This is a genomic window from Amycolatopsis sp. WAC 04197 (assembly GCF_003947475.1).
GTDB lineage: Bacteria > Actinomycetota > Actinomycetes > Mycobacteriales > Pseudonocardiaceae > Amycolatopsis > Amycolatopsis japonica.
In genome coordinates, this window is record NZ_QHJK01000001.1 from 242629 (window position 1) to 259571 (window position 16943).

A 16943-nucleotide genomic window follows, 5' to 3' on the forward strand; every position below is an offset into this window, starting at 1 on the left:
GTTGGCGGGATAAAAGGCGGTAAACAGGGGTTTGACCGCGCGGGTTTTGGGTAGTCAGGCTCCCGATACAGCTACTCCGAATGGGTGAGGAGGCTCACCCGAGGCGGCGGGAGAACCAGCACGCGATGAATCTCTTCGAGTACATCTCGGATCGGTGGGACAGACTCGCCCTCCAAGGGCTCCTCCATGTCAGCGCGGTCGTGCAGTGCACGATCCTGGCCGCCGTCCTCGGCGTGGTGATCGGCGTCGCCGTCTACCGCAGCCCGATCGGTTCGGCCGTGGCCACGGCGCTGGCGAGCACGATCCTCACCGTCCCCTCCTTCGCCCTCCTGGGGCTCCTCATCCCGGTGTTCGGCCTCGGCGCGAACACCACGGTCATCGCGCTCGTGCTCTACGCGCTGCTGCCGATCGTGCGGAACACGATCGTCGGGCTGAGCGGCGTCGATCCGGCGGTCAGCGACGCGGCACGCGGAATCGGCATGAGCCGGTTCGGCGTGCTGACCAGGGTGGAGCTGCGGCTCGCCTGGCCCGCGATCCTCGCCGGCATGCGGGTCGCGACGCAGATGCTCATGGGTATCGCGGTCATCGCGGCCTACGCGAAGGGCCCCGGCCTCGGCTCGGAGGTCTTCTCCGGCCTCACCAACGCGGGGAGCACGAACTCCCTCAACCAGGCACTGACCGGGACGCTCGGCGTGGTCGTCCTCGCACTGGTCCTCGACGCCGTTTACGTCCTGATCAACCGTTTGACCGTCTCTAGGGGTGTCCGTGGCTGAGTCCGAAACCGTATCCGGCGTCGAGATCGAGCTGGAGAACGTCACGAAGCGCTACCCCGGCACCCGTGAGCCCGCGGTCGACGACTTCTCGATGGTGGTGCCCGCGGGCAAGATCGTGGTCTTCGTCGGCCCGTCCGGCTGCGGCAAGACCACGACCATGCGCATGATCAACCGGCTGATCGAGCCGACGTCGGGCCGGATCACCATCGGCGGCGACGACGCGCTGAAGCTCGACGTCGACACCCTGCGCCGCCGCATCGGCTACGCGATCCAGCAGGCCGGGCTCTTCCCGCATTTCACCGTGGCGCAGAACATCGCCGTGGTGCCCGGGCTGCTCGGCTGGGACAAGAAGAAGGTCGACGACCGGGTCGAGGAGATGATGGACCTGGTCGGGCTGGACCCGGCCGATTTCCGCGACCGGTTCCCGCGTCAGCTGTCCGGTGGGCAGCAGCAGCGGGTCGGCGTCGCGCGGGCGCTCGCGGCGGATCCGCCGGTGCTGCTGATGGACGAGCCGTTCGGCGCGGTCGACCCGATCACCCGCGGCAACCTGCAGGACGAACTGCTGCGGCTGCAGACCGAGCTGAAGAAGACGATCGTCTTCGTCACCCACGACTTCGACGAGGCCGTGAAGCTCGGCGACAAGATCGCGGTGCTGGGCAACCAGTCGCGGATCCTGCAGTACGACACCCCGGACGCGATCCTCGCGAACCCGGCCGACGACACGGTCGCCGGTTTCGTCGGCGCCGGCGCCTCGCTGAAGCAGCTGACGCTGCTGCGGGTCCGCGACGTCGAACTGAAGCAGGACGCGCTCACGGCGACGGTGAGCGAGTCGCCGTCCGAGGTGCGCGAGAAGCTGACGCAGCAGCGCAAGCATTTCGTGCTGGTGCTCGACCAGCGGCGTCGTCCGATGCGGTGGGTGCACGTCCGCGAGCTGACCAAGGCGACGTCGCTGTCCACCGCGGGCAAACCGCTGCGTGACTCGGTCAGCCTCCAGTCGACGCTGCAAGACGCGCTCGAAGCCATGCTCGCCGAGGGCGGCAGCGTCCCGGTGACCGGCGCCCGCGGCGAATACGCCGGGACGATCGAGCTCGACACCGTCATCGCGACGATCCAGCAGTTGCGCGAGGAGCACTCCGACGACAACCCGGCGGAAGGTGTGACCGCATGACGGCCGTCGATACCGGGTTCTCCACCGAGTCCTCGTCGAGAAGCGCCGAGCGGGTCCGGCTGTTCGCCCAGCCCGCGGCGGTGCTGCTGATCGTCGCCGGGGTGCTGATCTGGGTGTTCAGCAGTGACCTCACCGCGACGGAGAAGGAGACCCTCAACGCCGCCGGGCTGTTCGCCGCGTTGCGCGACCACCTGGCGATGACCGTCGTGGTCACCGCGATCGTGGTCGCCGTCGCGGTACCGCTCGGCGTGCTCGTGACGCGGCCGTGGGCGAAATGGGCGGCGCCGGTCTTCCTGGCGGTCGCGAACATCGGCCAGGCCGCGCCCGCGCTGGGTGTGCTGGTGCTGTGGTTCATCGTCACCGGCGCCACCGGCGGGCTGTGGGTCGCCGCGCTGCCGCTGGCGTTCTACTCGCTGCTTCCGGTGCTGCGGAACACGATGGTCGGCCTGCAGCAGGTCGATCCGTCGCTGATCGACGCCGGCCGCGGGATCGGCATGTCGGCCTCCGGGGTGCTGTGGCGGGTCGAATTCCCGTTGGCCATCCCGCTGATCCTGGCCGGCCTGCGGACCTCGCTGGTGCTGGCCGTCGGCACGGCGACCTTCGGCATGTTCGTCAACGCCGGCGGGTTCGGCCTGCTGATCGACACCGGCTACAAGCTCAACCTGACGAAGGTGCTGATCACCGGCTCGGTGCTCGCCGTCGCGCTGGCGCTGCTGGTGGACTGGCTCGGTGCGGTGGCGGAACAGTTCTTCGGACCGAAGGGACTGCGCTGACAATGCAACTCAAAGCGATCCTGGGCGCGGTCCTGTTGTGCGGCACGCTTTCCGCGTGCGGGCTCGAGGTCAACACCGCGCTGCCGTACAAGATCGAACCCGGTTCCATCCAGCCCGTCGAGTCGCTCAAGGGCGTCAAGGTGACGGTGGGCTCGAAGGACTTCACCGAGAACATCATCCTGGGCTACATGGCCGAGATGGCGCTTTCCGCCGCGGGCGCGGACGTCGTCGACCTGACCGACATCAAGGGCTCGAACTCGTCGCGGCAGGCGCTGCTCGCCGGCCAGACCGACGTCACCTGGGAGTACACCGGCACCGGCTGGATCAACTACCAGGGCAACGAACTCCCCGTCCCCGGCGGGGAACAGGCCCAGTACGAAGCCACGAAGGCGGCCGACGAGGCGAAATTCGGCGTCACCTGGCTGAATTACTCGCCGCTCAACGACCAGTACGCCTTCGCGGTCACCGAGGCCTACGGCGCGGCGAACAACCTGAAGACGACGTCGGACCTGGCGGAGTTCCTGAAGCGGAAACCGGACCAGAACGTGTTCTGCCTGGAGACCGAATTCACCAGCCGCCAGGACGGTTTCCCGGCCGCCGTGCGGGCGTACGGGTTCCAGAATCCGGTGATCAAGAACTTCGGCATCGGGACGATCTACTCGGCCGTGGCGAGCGGGACCTGCCCGATCGGCGAGATCTTCACGACCGACGGCCGGATCGCCGGGCTGAACCTTCGCGTCCTCGAAGACGACAAGAAGGCGTTCCCGCAGTACAACGCCGTGCCGACGTTGCGGACGGAATTCCTGAACCAGCACCCGGAACTGCGCGGACCGCTGGAAACCGTCGCCGCCGCCCTCGACAACAAGCAGATGATCGAGCTGTGCAAGCAGGTCGACGTCGACGGTCGTGACCAGGGCGAGGTCGCCTACGAATGGATGAAGAAGAAGGGTTTCATCTCCTAGCCCCGGATATGTCATGAAAGGGCCGTTCAGGACGAAATATGTCCTGAACGGCCCTTTCATGACATCCGGTGAGGCTCAGATCCCCAGCCGGTGCAGCAGCTTCCCCTCCAGCTGGTCCAGCTCCCCGGCCACGGCCCGGTGCGCCGCCTTCCGCCGCGCGGCGGGCATCCGCTCCGAAGCGCGAACGGTCGCCGAAAGCTGCTCCAGCGTCCCCTGGGTGTCCTTCGCGAAGGCCGCGTCGGCGTCTGTCGCCTTCGCGGACCTCTTCAGCTCCGCGAGCCCCTGCGTCAGCCCCGCGATCCGCGCGTGCAGCGCGGCGCCGCGTCCGCTGAACTCGCCGAGCTGGTCGACGGCGACGCCGAGCTTCTTCGCTTGATAACGGTCGTATAGCTCTCGTGCGGCGCCCGCCGCTCGAACGGCGTACGGCGCGATCACCGGCAGTACGGCCGGTCCGACCACTTTGGCCACCGCGACGGCGTTCTTCGCCTTCTTCGGGGTAAACCTGCCTTCGCCCTCGACGGCTTTGGCCTTGCGCGCCATGGCACCTCCCACGCTGTGTCACTGACGAACTTACTGGTCCCCGATGTGGCGGGCATGTCGGCTTGCCGGTGGCCTTCTAGAGTGTTGTCCGTGAGTAACGAGGTGCTACTGGATGCGGGAGCGGTGAGCCGCTGCCGGCGTCGCGTGCACCTGGAACACGATCCGGCGATGCGCGAGGTCCCGCTCGCCCCGCCCGACCCCGCCGCACAGCAGCGGATCGCCGACGCCTCAGCACATCGCGACGCGATCGTGCAGCGGCTCATGGAAGCGACCGGACCCGATGCGACCTGGGTCAAGATCCCTCGCGACCTCCCGGCCGCCGAGCGCGTGCAGCTCACCGAAGAGGCCTTCGCCGCCGAAGCGCGCTACATCTGGGGCGCGCTGCTCCCGGTGGATCGCGCCGGTCATCGGCGTGGCGGCTCCGAACTCCTGGTCCACACCGGCGACGGCTACGTGCCGGTGCTGGTCGTGCGGCACCGCATCACCGATCGCGGCGCGGGCGCGCCGACCACCGTGATGACCGACCTCGATCCGGCGAACCGGATGCCCGACACGGCGCGAAAGGTCCGCTCGCAGCCGCGCGACCAGATGCGGCTCGCGCACCTCTATCGGATGCTCGAAGCGCTCGGAAAGCACGAAGGACACCGCGCCGTCGGCGGCGTCATCGGGCTCGACGCGGACGTCGTCGTCTGGCACGACCTGTCCGCGGCCACCTGGCCCGGTGGCCGAAGCGCGCTGACGGAGTACCAGAGCCGCTTCGCAGACAGGCTCGCCATCGCGACCGCCGCCGCCGAAGGGGACGAACCGCTCGCCGAGCCTTCCCGCGTCCTCGAATGCCGACGTTGTCCTTGGTGGCCGACGTGCGAGGTCGTGCTCACCGAAACCCGCGACGTCAGCCTGGTCGTCCGCGGCGAGGACGCGATGGAGCTGCGCCGCGCCGGGGTGTCCACAGTGGACAAGCTGGCCGCGCTCGATCCGGCCGACGAGCCCCCGCCGATGAACTGGACCGGTGGCACCTTCGCCGACTCGATCATCCTGGCGCGCGCCTGGCTCGCCGATCTCACGATGGTGCGCAAGGTCGACCGCGTCGAGGTCCCGCGCGGCGACGTCGAGGTCGACGTCGACATGGAGAGCTTCGGTGATTCCGGCGCGTACCTGTGGGGTTCGCTGCTGACCGGCGCCGACATCGGCATGGAGCAGGGCTACCGGGCGTTCGCGACCTGGGAGCCGCTGCCGACCGCCGACGAGGCCCGGTCGTTCGCGGAGTTCTGGGCCTGGTTCACCGAAGTCCGCGAGCGCACGCTCGCCGCGGGCCTGACCTTCCGCGCCTACTGCTACAACGCGCTCGCCGAGAACCGCTGGCTCTTCGGCTCCGCGAGCCGGTTCGGCGACTACCCCGGTGTCCCCAAGAAGGCCGAGATCGCGTCCTTTGTGGACTCCGAGGAGTGGATCGACCTCTTCCGCAGCGTCACCGACCAGTTCCTGTGCTCGCACGGCAAGGGACTCAAGGTCATCGCCCCGGTCGCCGGGTTCGCGTGGCGCGATCCGGAAGCGGGCGGCGAAGCGTCGATGCGGTGGTACCGCGACGCCGTCGGTATGGACGGCGGTGTCCCCGACGACGTCCAGCGGGAGCGCCTGCTGCGCTACAACGAGGACGACGTCCTGGCCACGCACGCGCTGCGGAACTGGATGACCGACCACGCGCAGACGTCCGTGCCGTACATGAACGACCTCTGATCCCGACTCCCGCCGAGCTTGCGATCACTCGCGGCTCTGTGGATACTCGTGGACGAGTACTCGTCTACGAGGAGGCGCGGTGAAGCGGCGCAAGGTCGGGAATCTGCTGGCGCTGGCGATCCTGTCCACGCTGAACGAGCGTCCGATGCATCCGTACGAAATGGCCTCGGTCCTGAAGAGCCGCGGCAAGGACCGCGACATGGGGATCAAATGGGGTTCCTTCTACACGGTCGTCGGCAACCTGCGGAAACACGGTCTCGTCGAGGCCGCGGAGAGCGGTCGCGACGGCGCCCGACCCGAGCGCACGGTGTACCGGATCACCGACGCCGGACGTGACGAAATGCTCGACTGGCTGCGTGAGCTCCTGGGCGAGCTCGCGCCGGAGGAGCCGAAGTTCGTCGCCGGGCTGTCGGTGATGGGGTGGCTCGGGCCGGACGAGGTGGTCGCCCTGTTCCGCACCCGGCTGGCGGCGCTGGAGGAGGACATCGCCTCGACGCGAGCGGAGCTGGCACGGCTCCTCGAAGAGATCCCGCGGCTGGTGCTGCTCGAAACCGAGTACCACCTGGCGATCCGGGTCGCCGAGGCCGAATGGGTCCGCTCGATCCTCGGGGAACTGACTTCCGGCTCGATGCCGGGGCTCGCGCAGTGGCGGGCCATGCTGGCGGAAAGGGGGAGTACCCGCAGTTGAAAGAGCCCCGGCGAGGTGTTGCAGCACCCCGCCGGGGCGACGATCCCGCAACCGGAACCCGGCCACGAGACGGCACTTCGAGGATAACCGGGCTCCGGGCGAACAACCTGGAGAGACATGTCGAACATCAAGGACAGGAAACGGTTCAAGATCTTGCCGGAGATGGGCGGCGCGCTGGCGCGCAACTACGCCCGGCAGCGCGGTACCGGCCCGCAGCTCGAACACTGGCGGCAGCAGGCGCGCGAACTCACCGCGGACCTGCCGGAAGGCGCGAAGATCCTCGAGGTCGCCTTCGGCCCCGGCTACTTCGCCGTCGAACTCGCGCGGCTCGGGTTCTCCGTCACCGGCCTCGACGTCGCACCGACGTTCGTCGAGATCGCGAGCGAATACGCGCGGACTGAAGGCGTCGAGGTCGCGTTCCGGGAGGGCGATGTCGCGGCCATGCCGTTCGACGACGAGTCGTTCGACTTCGTCGTGTGCCAGGCGGCGTTCAAGAACTTCGTGTGGCCGGTGAAGGCGCTCGACGAGATGTACCGCGTGCTGCGCCCGGGCGGGACGGCCGTGGTGCAGGACATGAACCGCGACTCGACCGATGGCGACATCGTGCGCGAGGTGGAGAGCATGAAGCTCGGGAAGCTGGCGGCACTCGGTGTGCGGCAGGCGCTCACCGGGCTGCGGCGGCGGGCGTACACGCCGGTCGACTTCGGCGGGCTGGTCGCCGAAACCGCGTTCCGGACGGGTGAGATCACTGCGTCGGGCATCAGCCTGGACGTTCGCCTCACCCGCCCCTGAAATGTCATGAAAGGGTCGTTCCTGACGTTTTCCGTCAGGAACGACCCTTTCATGACATCCGTCAGCGAGGAGCCATGCGCAGCGAGCCGTCCATCCGGATGACCTCGCCGTTCAGGTAGTCGTGGTCGATCAGCGACAGCGCGAGCTGCGCGTACTCGTCCGGCCGCGCGAGCCGCTTCGGGAACGGCACGCCCTCGGCCAGCGAAGCGCGGAACTCCTCGCTCACCGTCGCCAGCATCGGGGTGTCGACGATGCCCGGCGCGATGGTCAGCACGCGGATCCCGTGCGACGCGAGGTCGCGCGCGGCGGGCAGGGTCATCCCGACGATGCCGCCCTTGGACGACGAGTACGCGACCTGCCCGATCTGGCCGTCGAAGGCGGCGACCGACGCGGTGTTGATGATGACGCCGCGCGCGTTGTCGGCCAGCGGCTCGGTCTTCGCGATGGCCTCGGAGGCCAGCGTCAGCACGTTGAAGGAGCCGATCAGGTTGATCTGGACGACCTTCGCGTACAGGGCGAGGTCGTGCGGGCCCTTCTTCGAAAGGATCCGCGCGGACGGCCCGATCCCGGCGCAGTTCACCACGGTCCGCAGCGGCACCCCGGACTCGGCCGCGGTCGCGACGGCGGCGCGTACCTGCTCCGGGTCGGTCACGTCCGCCTCGACGTAGGTGATGCCCTCGATCTGCTCGGCGTTGGCGATGGCGCCGGCGAGGTCCAGCGCGAAGACCCGCGCGCCCTTCGCGGCGAGCGCCTTCGCGGTCGCGCCGCCGAGCCCGGACGCGCCACCCGTGACGAGCGCCGCGGTATCGGTGATCTGCATGTTCTCCCTTTCGTCGGCAACCGTTCATAGGTTAACGCTCGTTCGCATCGGGCCCAGGTGGGATGGCTCACTCCGGTGCGAAGCATGTCGTGAGGAGTATTCGGGCCTGAAGCATTCCGTTCGCTCGGAGGTCAACTCCGGCTGTCACCTTCAGCAGCATGAGCGCTGCTCGGATCGTGGTGGTGGGGACCGGTTACGTCGGATTGACCACGGGGGCCTGCCTGGCCGGCCTGGGGCATCGAGTCACTTGCGTCGATGTCGACCAGGCGAAGGTCGCAAGGCTTTCCGCCGGACGGGTGGACATCCTGGAGCCGGGATTGTCCGAGCTGGTGTCGAGGGGGCTGACCAGCGGGAGACTCGAGTTCGTGGTCGGCGCGCGCGACGCCGTTCGCGACGCCGAGGCCGTTTTCCTTTGTGTGCCAACGCCGATGGGCGCGGGCGGCTCGGCGGACCTGAGGGCGGTCGAAGCCGTGACCGCCGAGATCGGCGACGTCATCCCGCCGGGCTGCGCGCTGATCACCAAATCGACCGTTCCGGTGGGGACGTCGAAGCGCATCCAGGCGATGCTCGGCCGCACGGACGTGCCGGTGGTGTCGAACCCCGAGTTCCTGCGTGAGGGCACCGCGGTCGAGGATTTCCTCGGCCCCGACCGGATCGTCGTCGGCTCGGACGACGTCGCGGCCGCCCGCTGGGTCGGCGATCTCTACGCCGACCTCGCCGCCCCGGTCGTCGTCGCCGACGCGGCCAGCGCGGAACTGGTGAAGTACGCGGCGAACTGCTTCCTCGCGATGAAACTGTCCTATGTGAACTCGATCGCCGAACTGTGCGAACGCCTCGGCGCCGACATCGACCTGGTCACCGAGGGCATGGGCTACGACCGGCGCATCGGCCGCTCGTTCCTCAAACCCGGACCGGGCTGGGGTGGCTCGTGCCTGCCGAAGGACACCAGCGCGCTGGTGAAGGTCGCCGAGTCGGTGCAGTACGACTTCACGCTGCTCACCTCGGCGATCGAGGAGAACATCGCGCAGCGGGACCGCATCGTCGCGAAGATCGCCGGCGCCGTCGGCGGCACGCTCGCCGGTTCGCGGATCGGCGTCCTCGGGCTGGCGTTCAAAGCCGGGACGAACGACCTGCGCGACTCGCCCGCCCTCGCGGTCGCGTCCGTGCTGGGCGCGCTCGGCGCGGAACTGACCGCCTACGACCCCGCCGTCGGCGGGCACATCGACGGCATGACCGTGGTCGACGACCCATACCAGGTCGCGAAGGCGGCCGACGCCGTCGTCGTGCTGACGGAATGGGACGAGTTCAAGCGGCTCGACTGGACCTACATGGCCGAGCAGATGGACGGCGATTCGGTCGTCGACACGCGCAATCTCCTCGATCCGCACCAGATCCTGGACGCGGGCCTGTCGTGGCAGGGGGTCGGGCGGCCGCGGGCGGCGCTGCGGCGGAAGGTCGCCGTTTCATGACACCAGTGAAACGAGCTTGAGCAGCCCGTCCACGACCTCCTCGGCCGTCGGGCCGTTCTCCGGATCGAGCATGTGCTGCAGCATCACGCCCGAATTCAGGGCCGTGGCGACCGCGCCGATCCGGCGTTCGTCCGCCTCGGTGAGGGTGTCCTCGTCGATCCCGAGGATGCCCGCCGCCATCCCCCGGCGGCCCTCGCGCTGCGCGGCGGCGAGCTGTTTCCGCAGCTCAGGGTGATGCTCGGACTGCACGAACGCTTCGATCGAGGCGATCCACAGCTGGCGGTTGCGCCCGTACGAGTCGATCATCGCGCGCCACGAAGCCGCGTACTGCTCGGACGGTGACGCGTTGGGGTCGACAGCGCCCCGCATCTCGGCCTGGATCTCCTTGCCCCAGTCGTCCATCGCCTGGGAGAACGCCGTGAGCAGCAGGGCTTCGCGCGATCCGAAGTGGTAGCCGATCGCCGCGTGGCTGACTCCCGCCGCCGTCGCGATATCCCGCACCGTCGTGCGTGACCAGCCCTTTTCCTTCAAACACTCGATGGCGCCCGCCATCAGGTCCTCGCGATTACCCATGCCCGCGATCCTAGACCACGCGGTTTATCCGTTTGGTTTGACCAAGCGGCTTGACCAAGCGTGCAAATCTGCCGTACGGTCACTCCCATCACCACGAACCCAGGGAGCAAGCCATGACGACCACCGTTCTGATCTCCGGCGCCGGCATCGCGGGCCCGGCCCTCGCCTTCTGGCTGCGGGAGCGCGGTTTCGCGCCGACCGTCGTCGAGCGGGCGCCCGCTCTCCGTGAAGGCGGCAGCGCGGTCGACTTCCGCGGCGAGCAGATGACGCTGCTCGAACGCATGGGGATCCTCGAAGACATCCGCGCGAAGGAAACCGCGATGGGCGCGCAGGTCATCGTCGACACTCGGGGCAAGAAGGTCGCGCAGATGCCGTCGGTCTTCTTCAGCGGCGAGGTCGAGATCGAGCGCGGAGACCTGACGCGCATCCTCTACGACCACACGAAAGACGACGTCGAGTACATCTTCGGCGACTGGATCACCGGGCTCGACGAGGTCTCGGACGGTGTCGACGTCGGCTTCGCCCACGGCGAGTCACGCAGATTCGACCTGGTCGTCGGCGCGGACGGGCTGCACTCGGGCGTGCGGCGGCTGACGTTCGGCGACGAAGAGCTGTTCCGCACCGACCTCGGCTTCCACACCGCGGGCTTCAGCGCGCCCAATCACCTCGACCTCGACCACCTCGGCCAGATCTGCAGCGTCCCCGGCCGGACGGTCATGGTCGCCAGCGGCCGCGATCGCTCGGCGCTCAATGTCGGTTTGATCTTCGCGTCGGAGTCGCTCGAAGTGGATCGACGCGACGTCGAGGCGCAGAAGAAGGTCCTCGCCGAGCGCTACGCGGACTTCGGCTGGGAAATCCCGGCGCTGCTGGAGAGCCTCCAGGGCGCGGACACGCTGTACTTCGATTCGCTCAGCCAGATCCACCTCGACAAGTGGTCGCGGGGCCGGGTCGTGCTGCTCGGCGACGCGGCCTGGTGCGCGGGGCCGGGTGGTTCGGGCACCGGGCTGGCGATGATGGGCGCGTACATCCTGGCGGGGGAACTCGCCGCCGCGCACGGCGACCACGAGGTCGCTTTCGCGCGGTACGAAGAGAAATTGCGCGGTCCGGTGAAGATCTCGCAGAAGCAGGCGGCCGGCATCGGCACGTTCCTCGCGCCGAAGACGCGGTTCATGGTCGGCTACCGGAACTTCCTGTACCGGGTGCTGGGTTCACGGCCGATGACCAAGGTGTTCACGTGGATCACGTCGCGGGCGGCGAACGCGGCGACGCTGGAAAACTATGACGCTCCGGTGGCCGCGCGGGGATAGTTTCGGCGGGTGATGGACCAGAAGGAATTCCGCCGGGCCTGCTATGAGGCTGCCCGGAGGACGGCCGGTGCTGTGAAGGAGTTCCAGTACTCCTATTACGCGCCGAATTTCGACCAGTGCCATATCGCTTATCCCCACCGCACCGTCGCCGTGCTGTGGACGCGGGACTGGGGCAGGAACGCGACCTGGCACGGGCTCGGCATCGCCGCGACGCCGGTGGAATTCGGTTCGCTCACCTTCGTCGACGAGCCGGGCTTGCTGGCCGTGCTGAAGGAGCTTCTCCCCGCTTGCCGGGTCTTCGCCCGTGCCGAGCTGGAGGGGCCGCTTGACCAGGCCGAGTGGCCTTGGGTCGATGAAGACGACGTCAGGTACTGGCGACCTGACAACCTCGGCGAAGCCCTCTTCAACTACTGGGACTGAAAAAGTAGTTAGCAAAGCGTAGTATCACCGTCGTGTTCACGACCAGGCCGGAACTGGCCGGCACCCACGGCATGGTGGCATCGACGCACTGGCTGGCCTCGGCCACCGGCATGGCGGTGCTGGAAGACGGCGGCAACGCCTTCGACGCGGCGGTAGCGGCCGGATTCGTCCTGCAGATCGCCGAGCCGCATCTGTGCGGCCCGGCGGGGCAGGTCCCCGGCATCTTCGTCACCGCGACTGACCGGACTCCGAGAGTCCTCGCGGGCCAGGGAGTCTCGCCCGCGGCCGCGACGCCGGAGTACTTCGCGGACCTCGGGCTCGATCTGATCCCCGGCAGCGGCTTGCTTCCCGCGACGGTCCCGGGCGCGTGGGACGGCTGGCTGCTGCTCCTGCGGGATCACGGCACGAAGTCGTTGCGCGATGTCCTCGGCTACGCGATTTCCTACGCACGCAACGGGATTCCGCTGGTCAGCCGGGTCGGCGACACGATCCGCGCGGTCCAGGACCTCTTCACCGAGCATTGGCCGACGTCCGCGGCGCTCTGGATGCGGGATGGCAAGCCGGTCGAAGGCCTGCACCGCAATCCGGCGCTCGCGGACACTTGGGAGCGGCTGCTCGCCGAGGCCGAGTCGGTCGGCGGCCGCGAGGCGCAGATCGACGCCGGACGTCGCGCGTGGTCGCAGGGCTTCGTCGCCGAAGCGATCGAGGCGTTCAGCCGCAAGGCTTTCCGTGACGATTCCGGCCGCGATCACGCCGGTCTCCTCACCGGCGAGGACATCGCGGGGTGGGAAGCGACGTACGAGGACGCGCTGCAGGTCGACTTCGGCGACTGGGGCCTGGTGAAGATGGGCGCTTGGACGCAAGGCCCGGCGCTGCTGCAGCAGGCGCGGCTGCTGGACGGCCTGCGCGACGAACTGTCCTATGTGGACGGAATCCCGACCGAACGCACGGTGCACTTGGCCGTCGAGGCGGCGAAGCTGGCTTTCGCGGACCGGGAGGCGTGGTACGGCGATTCGCCCGACGTGCCGATCGATCTGCTGATCTCCCGCGAGTACGCGGACGCCCGCCGGGCCTTGATCACTGACGAAGCGTCCGCTGAACTGCGGCCCGGCGGACCCTCGCCGCGGCTGCCCGCGATCCTCGAAAGGCTGCGCGGGCTGGAATCCGGTTCCGGTGCGACGGGGGAGCCGACGGTCGGCCCGCTGGGCGAGACCCGCGGCGACACCGTGCACATCGACGTCGTCGACGCGGCCGGGAACATGATCTCGGTGACGCCGTCGGGTGGCTGGCTGCAGTCGAGCCCGACGATCCCGGAACTCGGGTTCTGTCTCGACTCGCGTGGGCAGATGTTCTGGCTGGAACAGGGTTTGCCGAATTCGCTGGCGCCACGCAAGCGGCCGCGGATCACGCTTTCGCCGTCGATGGGCCTGCGTGACGGCGAGCCGGTGCTCGCGTTCGGCACGCCCGGTGGCGACCAGCAGGACCAGTGGCAGCTGTGTTTCTGGCTGGCGCACACGCTCGGCGGGCTGAACCTGCAGGAGTCGATCGACTCACCGGCGTGGCACACCACCGCGTTCCCGAGTTCGTTCTATCCGCGTTCGTGGACGCCGCGGGAACTGGTGGTCGAGTCACGGCTCGGTCAGTCCACAATGGACGCACTTGCCGAGCGAGGGCACGCCGTCGTCGACGCCGGACCTTGGGCGCTCGGGCGGCTTTCGGCCGTGTCCCGGTCCGGCGGCGTGCTCCGCGCCGCCGCCAACGCGCGCGGCATGCAGGGCTACGCGGCAGGCCGCTGACTCTCTTGCCGTGAAGGCCTCCTTCCCTACTTTCAGGGTAGGGAAGGAGGCCTTCACGGCAAGCGGTTGTCCACAATGGCTCCCACCTGTGGACAACCCGGCTCACGTCCGCCTCCCGGCCCCCATCGGCGATAGACTGGCTTCGGGGTCGCCCCCCTGGGAGTGGTGGGGGGTGGGGAAGTGACTCAAGAGCGCGGCTGTTCCCAGAGCCAGAATTCGATGCCCTGGTTGTCCACGCACTCGGCGCTCAGGCCGTAGGGCTGCTGTTCGGTTTCGCCCGCCTGGCCGCCCTGGGCCCGGACGCGGTCGAGGGCGGCGGCGAGGTCGTCGACGGCGTACATGACCTTCCAGCCCACCTGCCGCCCCGGGCCGCCCCAAAGCCCGCCCTGCAGGCCGGAGCCTTCGACACTCCAACCGCCTTTGACCCGTCCGGGCGAGAACTGCCAGCCCAGGACGGCGCCGTAGAACGCCTTCGCGCGTTCGTCGTCCGGGACCTGGAAGGTGAAGTAGCCCGCTTCGCCGTGCCGGATCGGCGTAGCGCCGGAAGCGGGTCGAGGCGCCGCTTGCGCGACGAGCCACCGCTGGCCGTACGGGTCCTTGATCTCCCCGCTCAGCCCGTGGCCCTCGTCCGCGACGGGACGTCGCAGCTCTCCGCCCAGCTCCACGGCCCGCGCGGCCGAAGCATGCGCGTCCGCGACCTCGACCCGGATCAGCGGGCCACCGGCGGGCGCCACGACGATGCCCAGTTCGGGGAACTCCTCCGCGAACATCAGCACGCTGTCCCCGATGGCCAGTTCGGCGTGCCCGACGCGACCGTCCTCCATCACGATCGGTTCGGACCGCCGTCGCGCCCCGAACACCTCGACGTAGAAGTCGAGCGCGGCGCGGGCGTCCGTCACCACGAGGTACGGCGTCAAAGAGCGGACTTCGGCATCGGTGGTGGTGAGTGTTTCGGTCATCTCGGCTCCGTTCAGGACGGCGCGACGAAGGTTGTCGCGCAGTTCGGCGGCGAAGAGCGGGTCAGGCTCGACAGGCTGCGAGGGCGCGCGAAGCGCGTCGAATGGATCAGACATCGCGACCCTCCTTCTCCTGGTAAGCCCGCCGGAACGCGGCACGGGCCCGCACGAGCAACGCCTCCGTGGCGTGCACCGTGCGCTCGAGATGCTCGGCGACCTCCGGGACCGGGAGGCCGTCGACGTAGCGAAGCGTCAACGCGGCTTGGTGATGCGCCCCGAGCGACGCGAGCACCTCGCGTGCCAGCAGCGCGTCCAGCCGTTCGTCCCACGGATCGGTGTACTCCTCTTCGTGGACGAGCCGCAGCCCGCGTTCCTCGCGTTCCTTGCGCCGCCAGTGATCGGCGAGTTTGTGCCGGGCGACGCCGATCAGCCACCCGGTGCTCACCGGCGGCGCGAGCTCCTTGCGACAGGCCCTCACCGCGCCGAGGAACGTCTCCGACGTCAATTCCTCGGCGAGGGTGCGATCACCGCACCGGGACAGCAGGTACCCGTAGACCTCCGGCAACGCCGTCTCGTACAGCGAAAGCAGCGCGAAGGCCGGGTCCCGATGCACCCGTGGTTCCGTCACATCCCCATCGTCGCTCGGGGAGCCACAACTCCGACGGGTGAAACCGAACTTTCTCAGGCACGCGGGTCCGGCAGCCGCCGCGCCACCGTGATCACGCCGACCGTCAGCACCGCCTGGATGCCGATGACCAGCGCGAACGCGCCCTTCATCCCGAGCGGCCCGGCACCGGCGGACGCGAACAACGTCCCCAGCGTCGCGACGCCCAGCGCCATCGCGGCCTGCTGCGACGTCGTCAGCATCCCGCTGCCGACCCCGGCGATCTCCGGCGGCACCTTCGACAACACGATCCGGAACACCGTCGTCATCGCCAGTCCCTGGCCGAGACCGCACAGCAGCATCCCCGGCGCGAAATCGAGCACACCCAGGTTCGGCCATTCCAGCAGCACGGTCCCGATCAGCACCAGCAGCCCGAGCAGCTGCACCGAGAGACCGGCGGCCACGACCCGCTGCCCGAACCGCGTCACCAGGCGGCTGCTGACCAGGCACATCGCGAAGAACGCGAGCGAAAGCGGCGCCGTCACCAGGCCGGAACCGAACGGCCCCAGGTGCAGGCCGTCCTGCAACGTCACCGCGAACACGAACATGAACGCGCTGAAGCCGATGAAGAACGGCACCCCGACCAGCAGACCTTGCCGCACACTCGGCATCCGCATCACCGACGGCGGCAGCAGCGGGACACCGCCCCGGCGTTCCATCCGGCGCTCGACGTGGACGAATCCGGCCGCGGCGAACGGGAACACCACGAGCAGGGCGATCGTCCACAGTGGCCAGTCCAGCACCGGTCCTTCCGCCAGCGGGAGGAGCAGCGACACCAGTGCGATCGCCAGGAAGACCGTGCCGGGACGGTCGATACCGATCGGGTTCCGCGAACGGCTCTCCGGGATCAGCCGCCGCGCGACCACCAGTCCGGCGAGGCCGACGGGCACGTTGACCAGGAAGATCGGCCGCCAGCCGGTACCCCAGAGATCGGCGGCGACCAGCGCCCCGCCGAGGAACTGGCCCAGCACCATCGAAAGCCCGGCCGTCGCGCCGTAGAGACCGAGGGCTTTGGAGCGGCGTTCGCCGGTGGTCGCCGCCTGGATGATCGACAGCACCTGCGGCAGCATCAGCGCGGCGGCCGCCCCCTGCGCGGCCCGTGCCAGCACCAGCGTCAACGCCGTCGGCGCGATTCCGCAGAGCAGGGAGGTGAACGTGAACGCGGTCAGCCCGATCAGGAACAGCTTGCGGCGGCCGAAGGCGTCGCCGAGCCGTCCGCCGACGACGAGCAGCACGGCGTAGGCGATCCCGTAGGCCGCGACCACCAGTTCCAAGGTGGCCGACGACGTGCGGAGGTCCGCACCGATCGCGGGCAGGGCGATGTTGACGATGAAGAAGTCGATGAGCGGAAGTGCCGCCCCCAGCAGCACGGTGGCCAGGCCCGCCGAAGTCAGGGCCGGGCCGGCGGTGACGCGCGCGGGCGTCGCCGGAACTTGCGTCGGAGTCATGAGTACCACGATCAGCCGATCGCGACCCTGGTACCAGGAGTGTGTTTATCCTGGTAC

The 16943-nt window shown here is 68.9% G+C and carries 17 protein-coding genes; 11 read left to right on the plus strand and 6 right to left on the minus strand.

Translation table 11 applies throughout. The features are described 5' to 3' along the window. Nucleotides 1–125 precede the first annotated feature (125 nt). From DMC64_RS01140 to DMC64_RS01155, 4 genes are read left to right on the plus strand one after another with little or no spacing between them, the layout of a single operon-like run. Complete coding sequence (locus DMC64_RS01140) at nucleotides 126–773, plus strand: ABC transporter permease (protein ID WP_007030477.1); 648 nt, start codon at nucleotides 126–128, stop codon at nucleotides 771–773. Further along, on the plus strand, nucleotides 766–1941 hold the full coding sequence (locus DMC64_RS01145) for an ABC transporter ATP-binding protein (protein ID WP_125731457.1): 1176 nt from the start codon (nucleotides 766–768) through the stop codon (nucleotides 1939–1941). Before DMC64_RS01140 ends, DMC64_RS01145 begins: the two co-directional genes overlap by 8 nt. Further along, nucleotides 1938–2714, plus strand: a complete 777-nt coding sequence (locus DMC64_RS01150; protein ID WP_037333798.1) for an ABC transporter permease — start codon at nucleotides 1938–1940, stop codon at nucleotides 2712–2714. Before DMC64_RS01145 ends, DMC64_RS01150 begins: the two co-directional genes overlap by 4 nt. 2 nt (nucleotides 2715–2716) lie before the next feature. Beyond that, nucleotides 2717–3676 (plus strand): glycine betaine ABC transporter substrate-binding protein, encoded by a 960-nt coding sequence (locus DMC64_RS01155; protein ID WP_125731459.1) that lies wholly within the window; start codon nucleotides 2717–2719, stop codon nucleotides 3674–3676. A gap of 75 nt (nucleotides 3677–3751) precedes the next feature. On the opposite strand, the gene DMC64_RS01160 is transcribed toward DMC64_RS01155, so the two are convergent. After that, nucleotides 3752–4216: a DUF6474 family protein gene (locus DMC64_RS01160; protein ID WP_037333793.1), complete on the minus strand. Its 465-nt coding sequence runs from the start codon at nucleotides 4214–4216 to the stop codon at nucleotides 3752–3754. Nucleotides 4217–4306: 90 nt separating this feature from the next. Between DMC64_RS01160 and DMC64_RS01165 the strand changes: the two genes are divergently transcribed. The 3 genes from DMC64_RS01165 (at nucleotide 4307) to DMC64_RS01175 (ending at nucleotide 7433) form a co-directional block, all read left to right on the plus strand. After that, nucleotides 4307–5953, plus strand: coding sequence for a TM0106 family RecB-like putative nuclease (locus tag DMC64_RS01165; protein WP_199754843.1), 1647 nt, complete (start codon nucleotides 4307–4309; stop codon nucleotides 5951–5953). Nucleotides 5954–6032: 79 nt separating this feature from the next. Further along, on the plus strand, nucleotides 6033–6641 hold the full coding sequence (locus DMC64_RS01170; RefSeq protein ID WP_125731462.1) for a PadR family transcriptional regulator: 609 nt from the start codon (nucleotides 6033–6035) through the stop codon (nucleotides 6639–6641). Between the two features lie 117 nt (nucleotides 6642–6758). Further along, entirely contained in the window at nucleotides 6759–7433 is a 675-nt protein-coding gene (locus DMC64_RS01175; RefSeq protein ID WP_125731464.1) for a class I SAM-dependent methyltransferase, read from the plus strand. A 61-nt stretch (nucleotides 7434–7494) separates the two neighbouring features. Here DMC64_RS01175 and DMC64_RS01180 read toward each other — a convergent pair whose 3' ends face one another. Then, nucleotides 7495–8253 (minus strand): SDR family NAD(P)-dependent oxidoreductase, encoded by a 759-nt coding sequence (locus tag DMC64_RS01180; protein WP_037333780.1) that lies wholly within the window; start codon nucleotides 8251–8253, stop codon nucleotides 7495–7497. A 158-nt stretch (nucleotides 8254–8411) separates the two neighbouring features. On the opposite strand from DMC64_RS01180, the gene DMC64_RS01185 reads away from it, so the two are divergent. Beyond that, nucleotides 8412–9722, plus strand: a complete 1311-nt coding sequence (locus DMC64_RS01185) for a UDP-glucose/GDP-mannose dehydrogenase family protein (protein ID WP_125731466.1) — start codon at nucleotides 8412–8414, stop codon at nucleotides 9720–9722. Here the strand turns inward: DMC64_RS01185 and DMC64_RS01190 are convergent. After that, nucleotides 9717–10295, minus strand: coding sequence for a TetR/AcrR family transcriptional regulator (locus DMC64_RS01190; protein ID WP_125731468.1), 579 nt, complete (start codon nucleotides 10293–10295; stop codon nucleotides 9717–9719). The two genes, DMC64_RS01185 and DMC64_RS01190, sit on opposite strands and share 6 nt — an antisense overlap. Nucleotides 10296–10408: 113 nt before the next feature. Here DMC64_RS01190 and DMC64_RS01195 point away from each other — a divergent pair, with 113 nt between their 5' ends. From DMC64_RS01195 to DMC64_RS01205, 3 genes are read left to right on the plus strand one after another with little or no spacing between them, the layout of a single operon-like run. Continuing rightward, nucleotides 10409–11602, plus strand: coding sequence for an FAD-dependent monooxygenase (locus tag DMC64_RS01195; RefSeq protein WP_125731470.1), 1194 nt, complete (start codon nucleotides 10409–10411; stop codon nucleotides 11600–11602). A gap of 12 nt (nucleotides 11603–11614) precedes the next feature. Next, complete coding sequence (locus DMC64_RS01200; RefSeq protein WP_233629587.1) at nucleotides 11615–12022, plus strand: hypothetical protein; 408 nt, start codon at nucleotides 11615–11617, stop codon at nucleotides 12020–12022. A gap of 32 nt (nucleotides 12023–12054) precedes the next feature. Continuing rightward, nucleotides 12055–13818 (plus strand): gamma-glutamyltransferase family protein, encoded by a 1764-nt coding sequence (locus tag DMC64_RS01205; protein WP_125731474.1) that lies wholly within the window; start codon nucleotides 12055–12057, stop codon nucleotides 13816–13818. Between the two features lie 185 nt (nucleotides 13819–14003). Here DMC64_RS01205 and DMC64_RS01210 read toward each other — a convergent pair whose 3' ends face one another. From DMC64_RS01210 to DMC64_RS01220, 3 genes are read right to left on the minus strand one after another with little or no spacing between them, the layout of a single operon-like run. Beyond that, nucleotides 14004–14891: a VOC family protein gene (locus tag DMC64_RS01210; RefSeq protein WP_125731476.1), complete on the minus strand. Its 888-nt coding sequence runs from the start codon at nucleotides 14889–14891 to the stop codon at nucleotides 14004–14006. Continuing rightward, nucleotides 14884–15402, minus strand: coding sequence for an RNA polymerase sigma factor (locus DMC64_RS01215; RefSeq protein ID WP_037333763.1), 519 nt, complete (start codon nucleotides 15400–15402; stop codon nucleotides 14884–14886). Before DMC64_RS01215 ends, DMC64_RS01210 begins: the two co-directional genes overlap by 8 nt. Before the next feature lie 53 nt (nucleotides 15403–15455). Then, entirely contained in the window at nucleotides 15456–16886 is a 1431-nt protein-coding gene (locus DMC64_RS01220) for an MFS transporter (RefSeq protein ID WP_125731478.1), read from the minus strand. Between the last annotated feature and the right edge of the window lie 57 nt (nucleotides 16887–16943).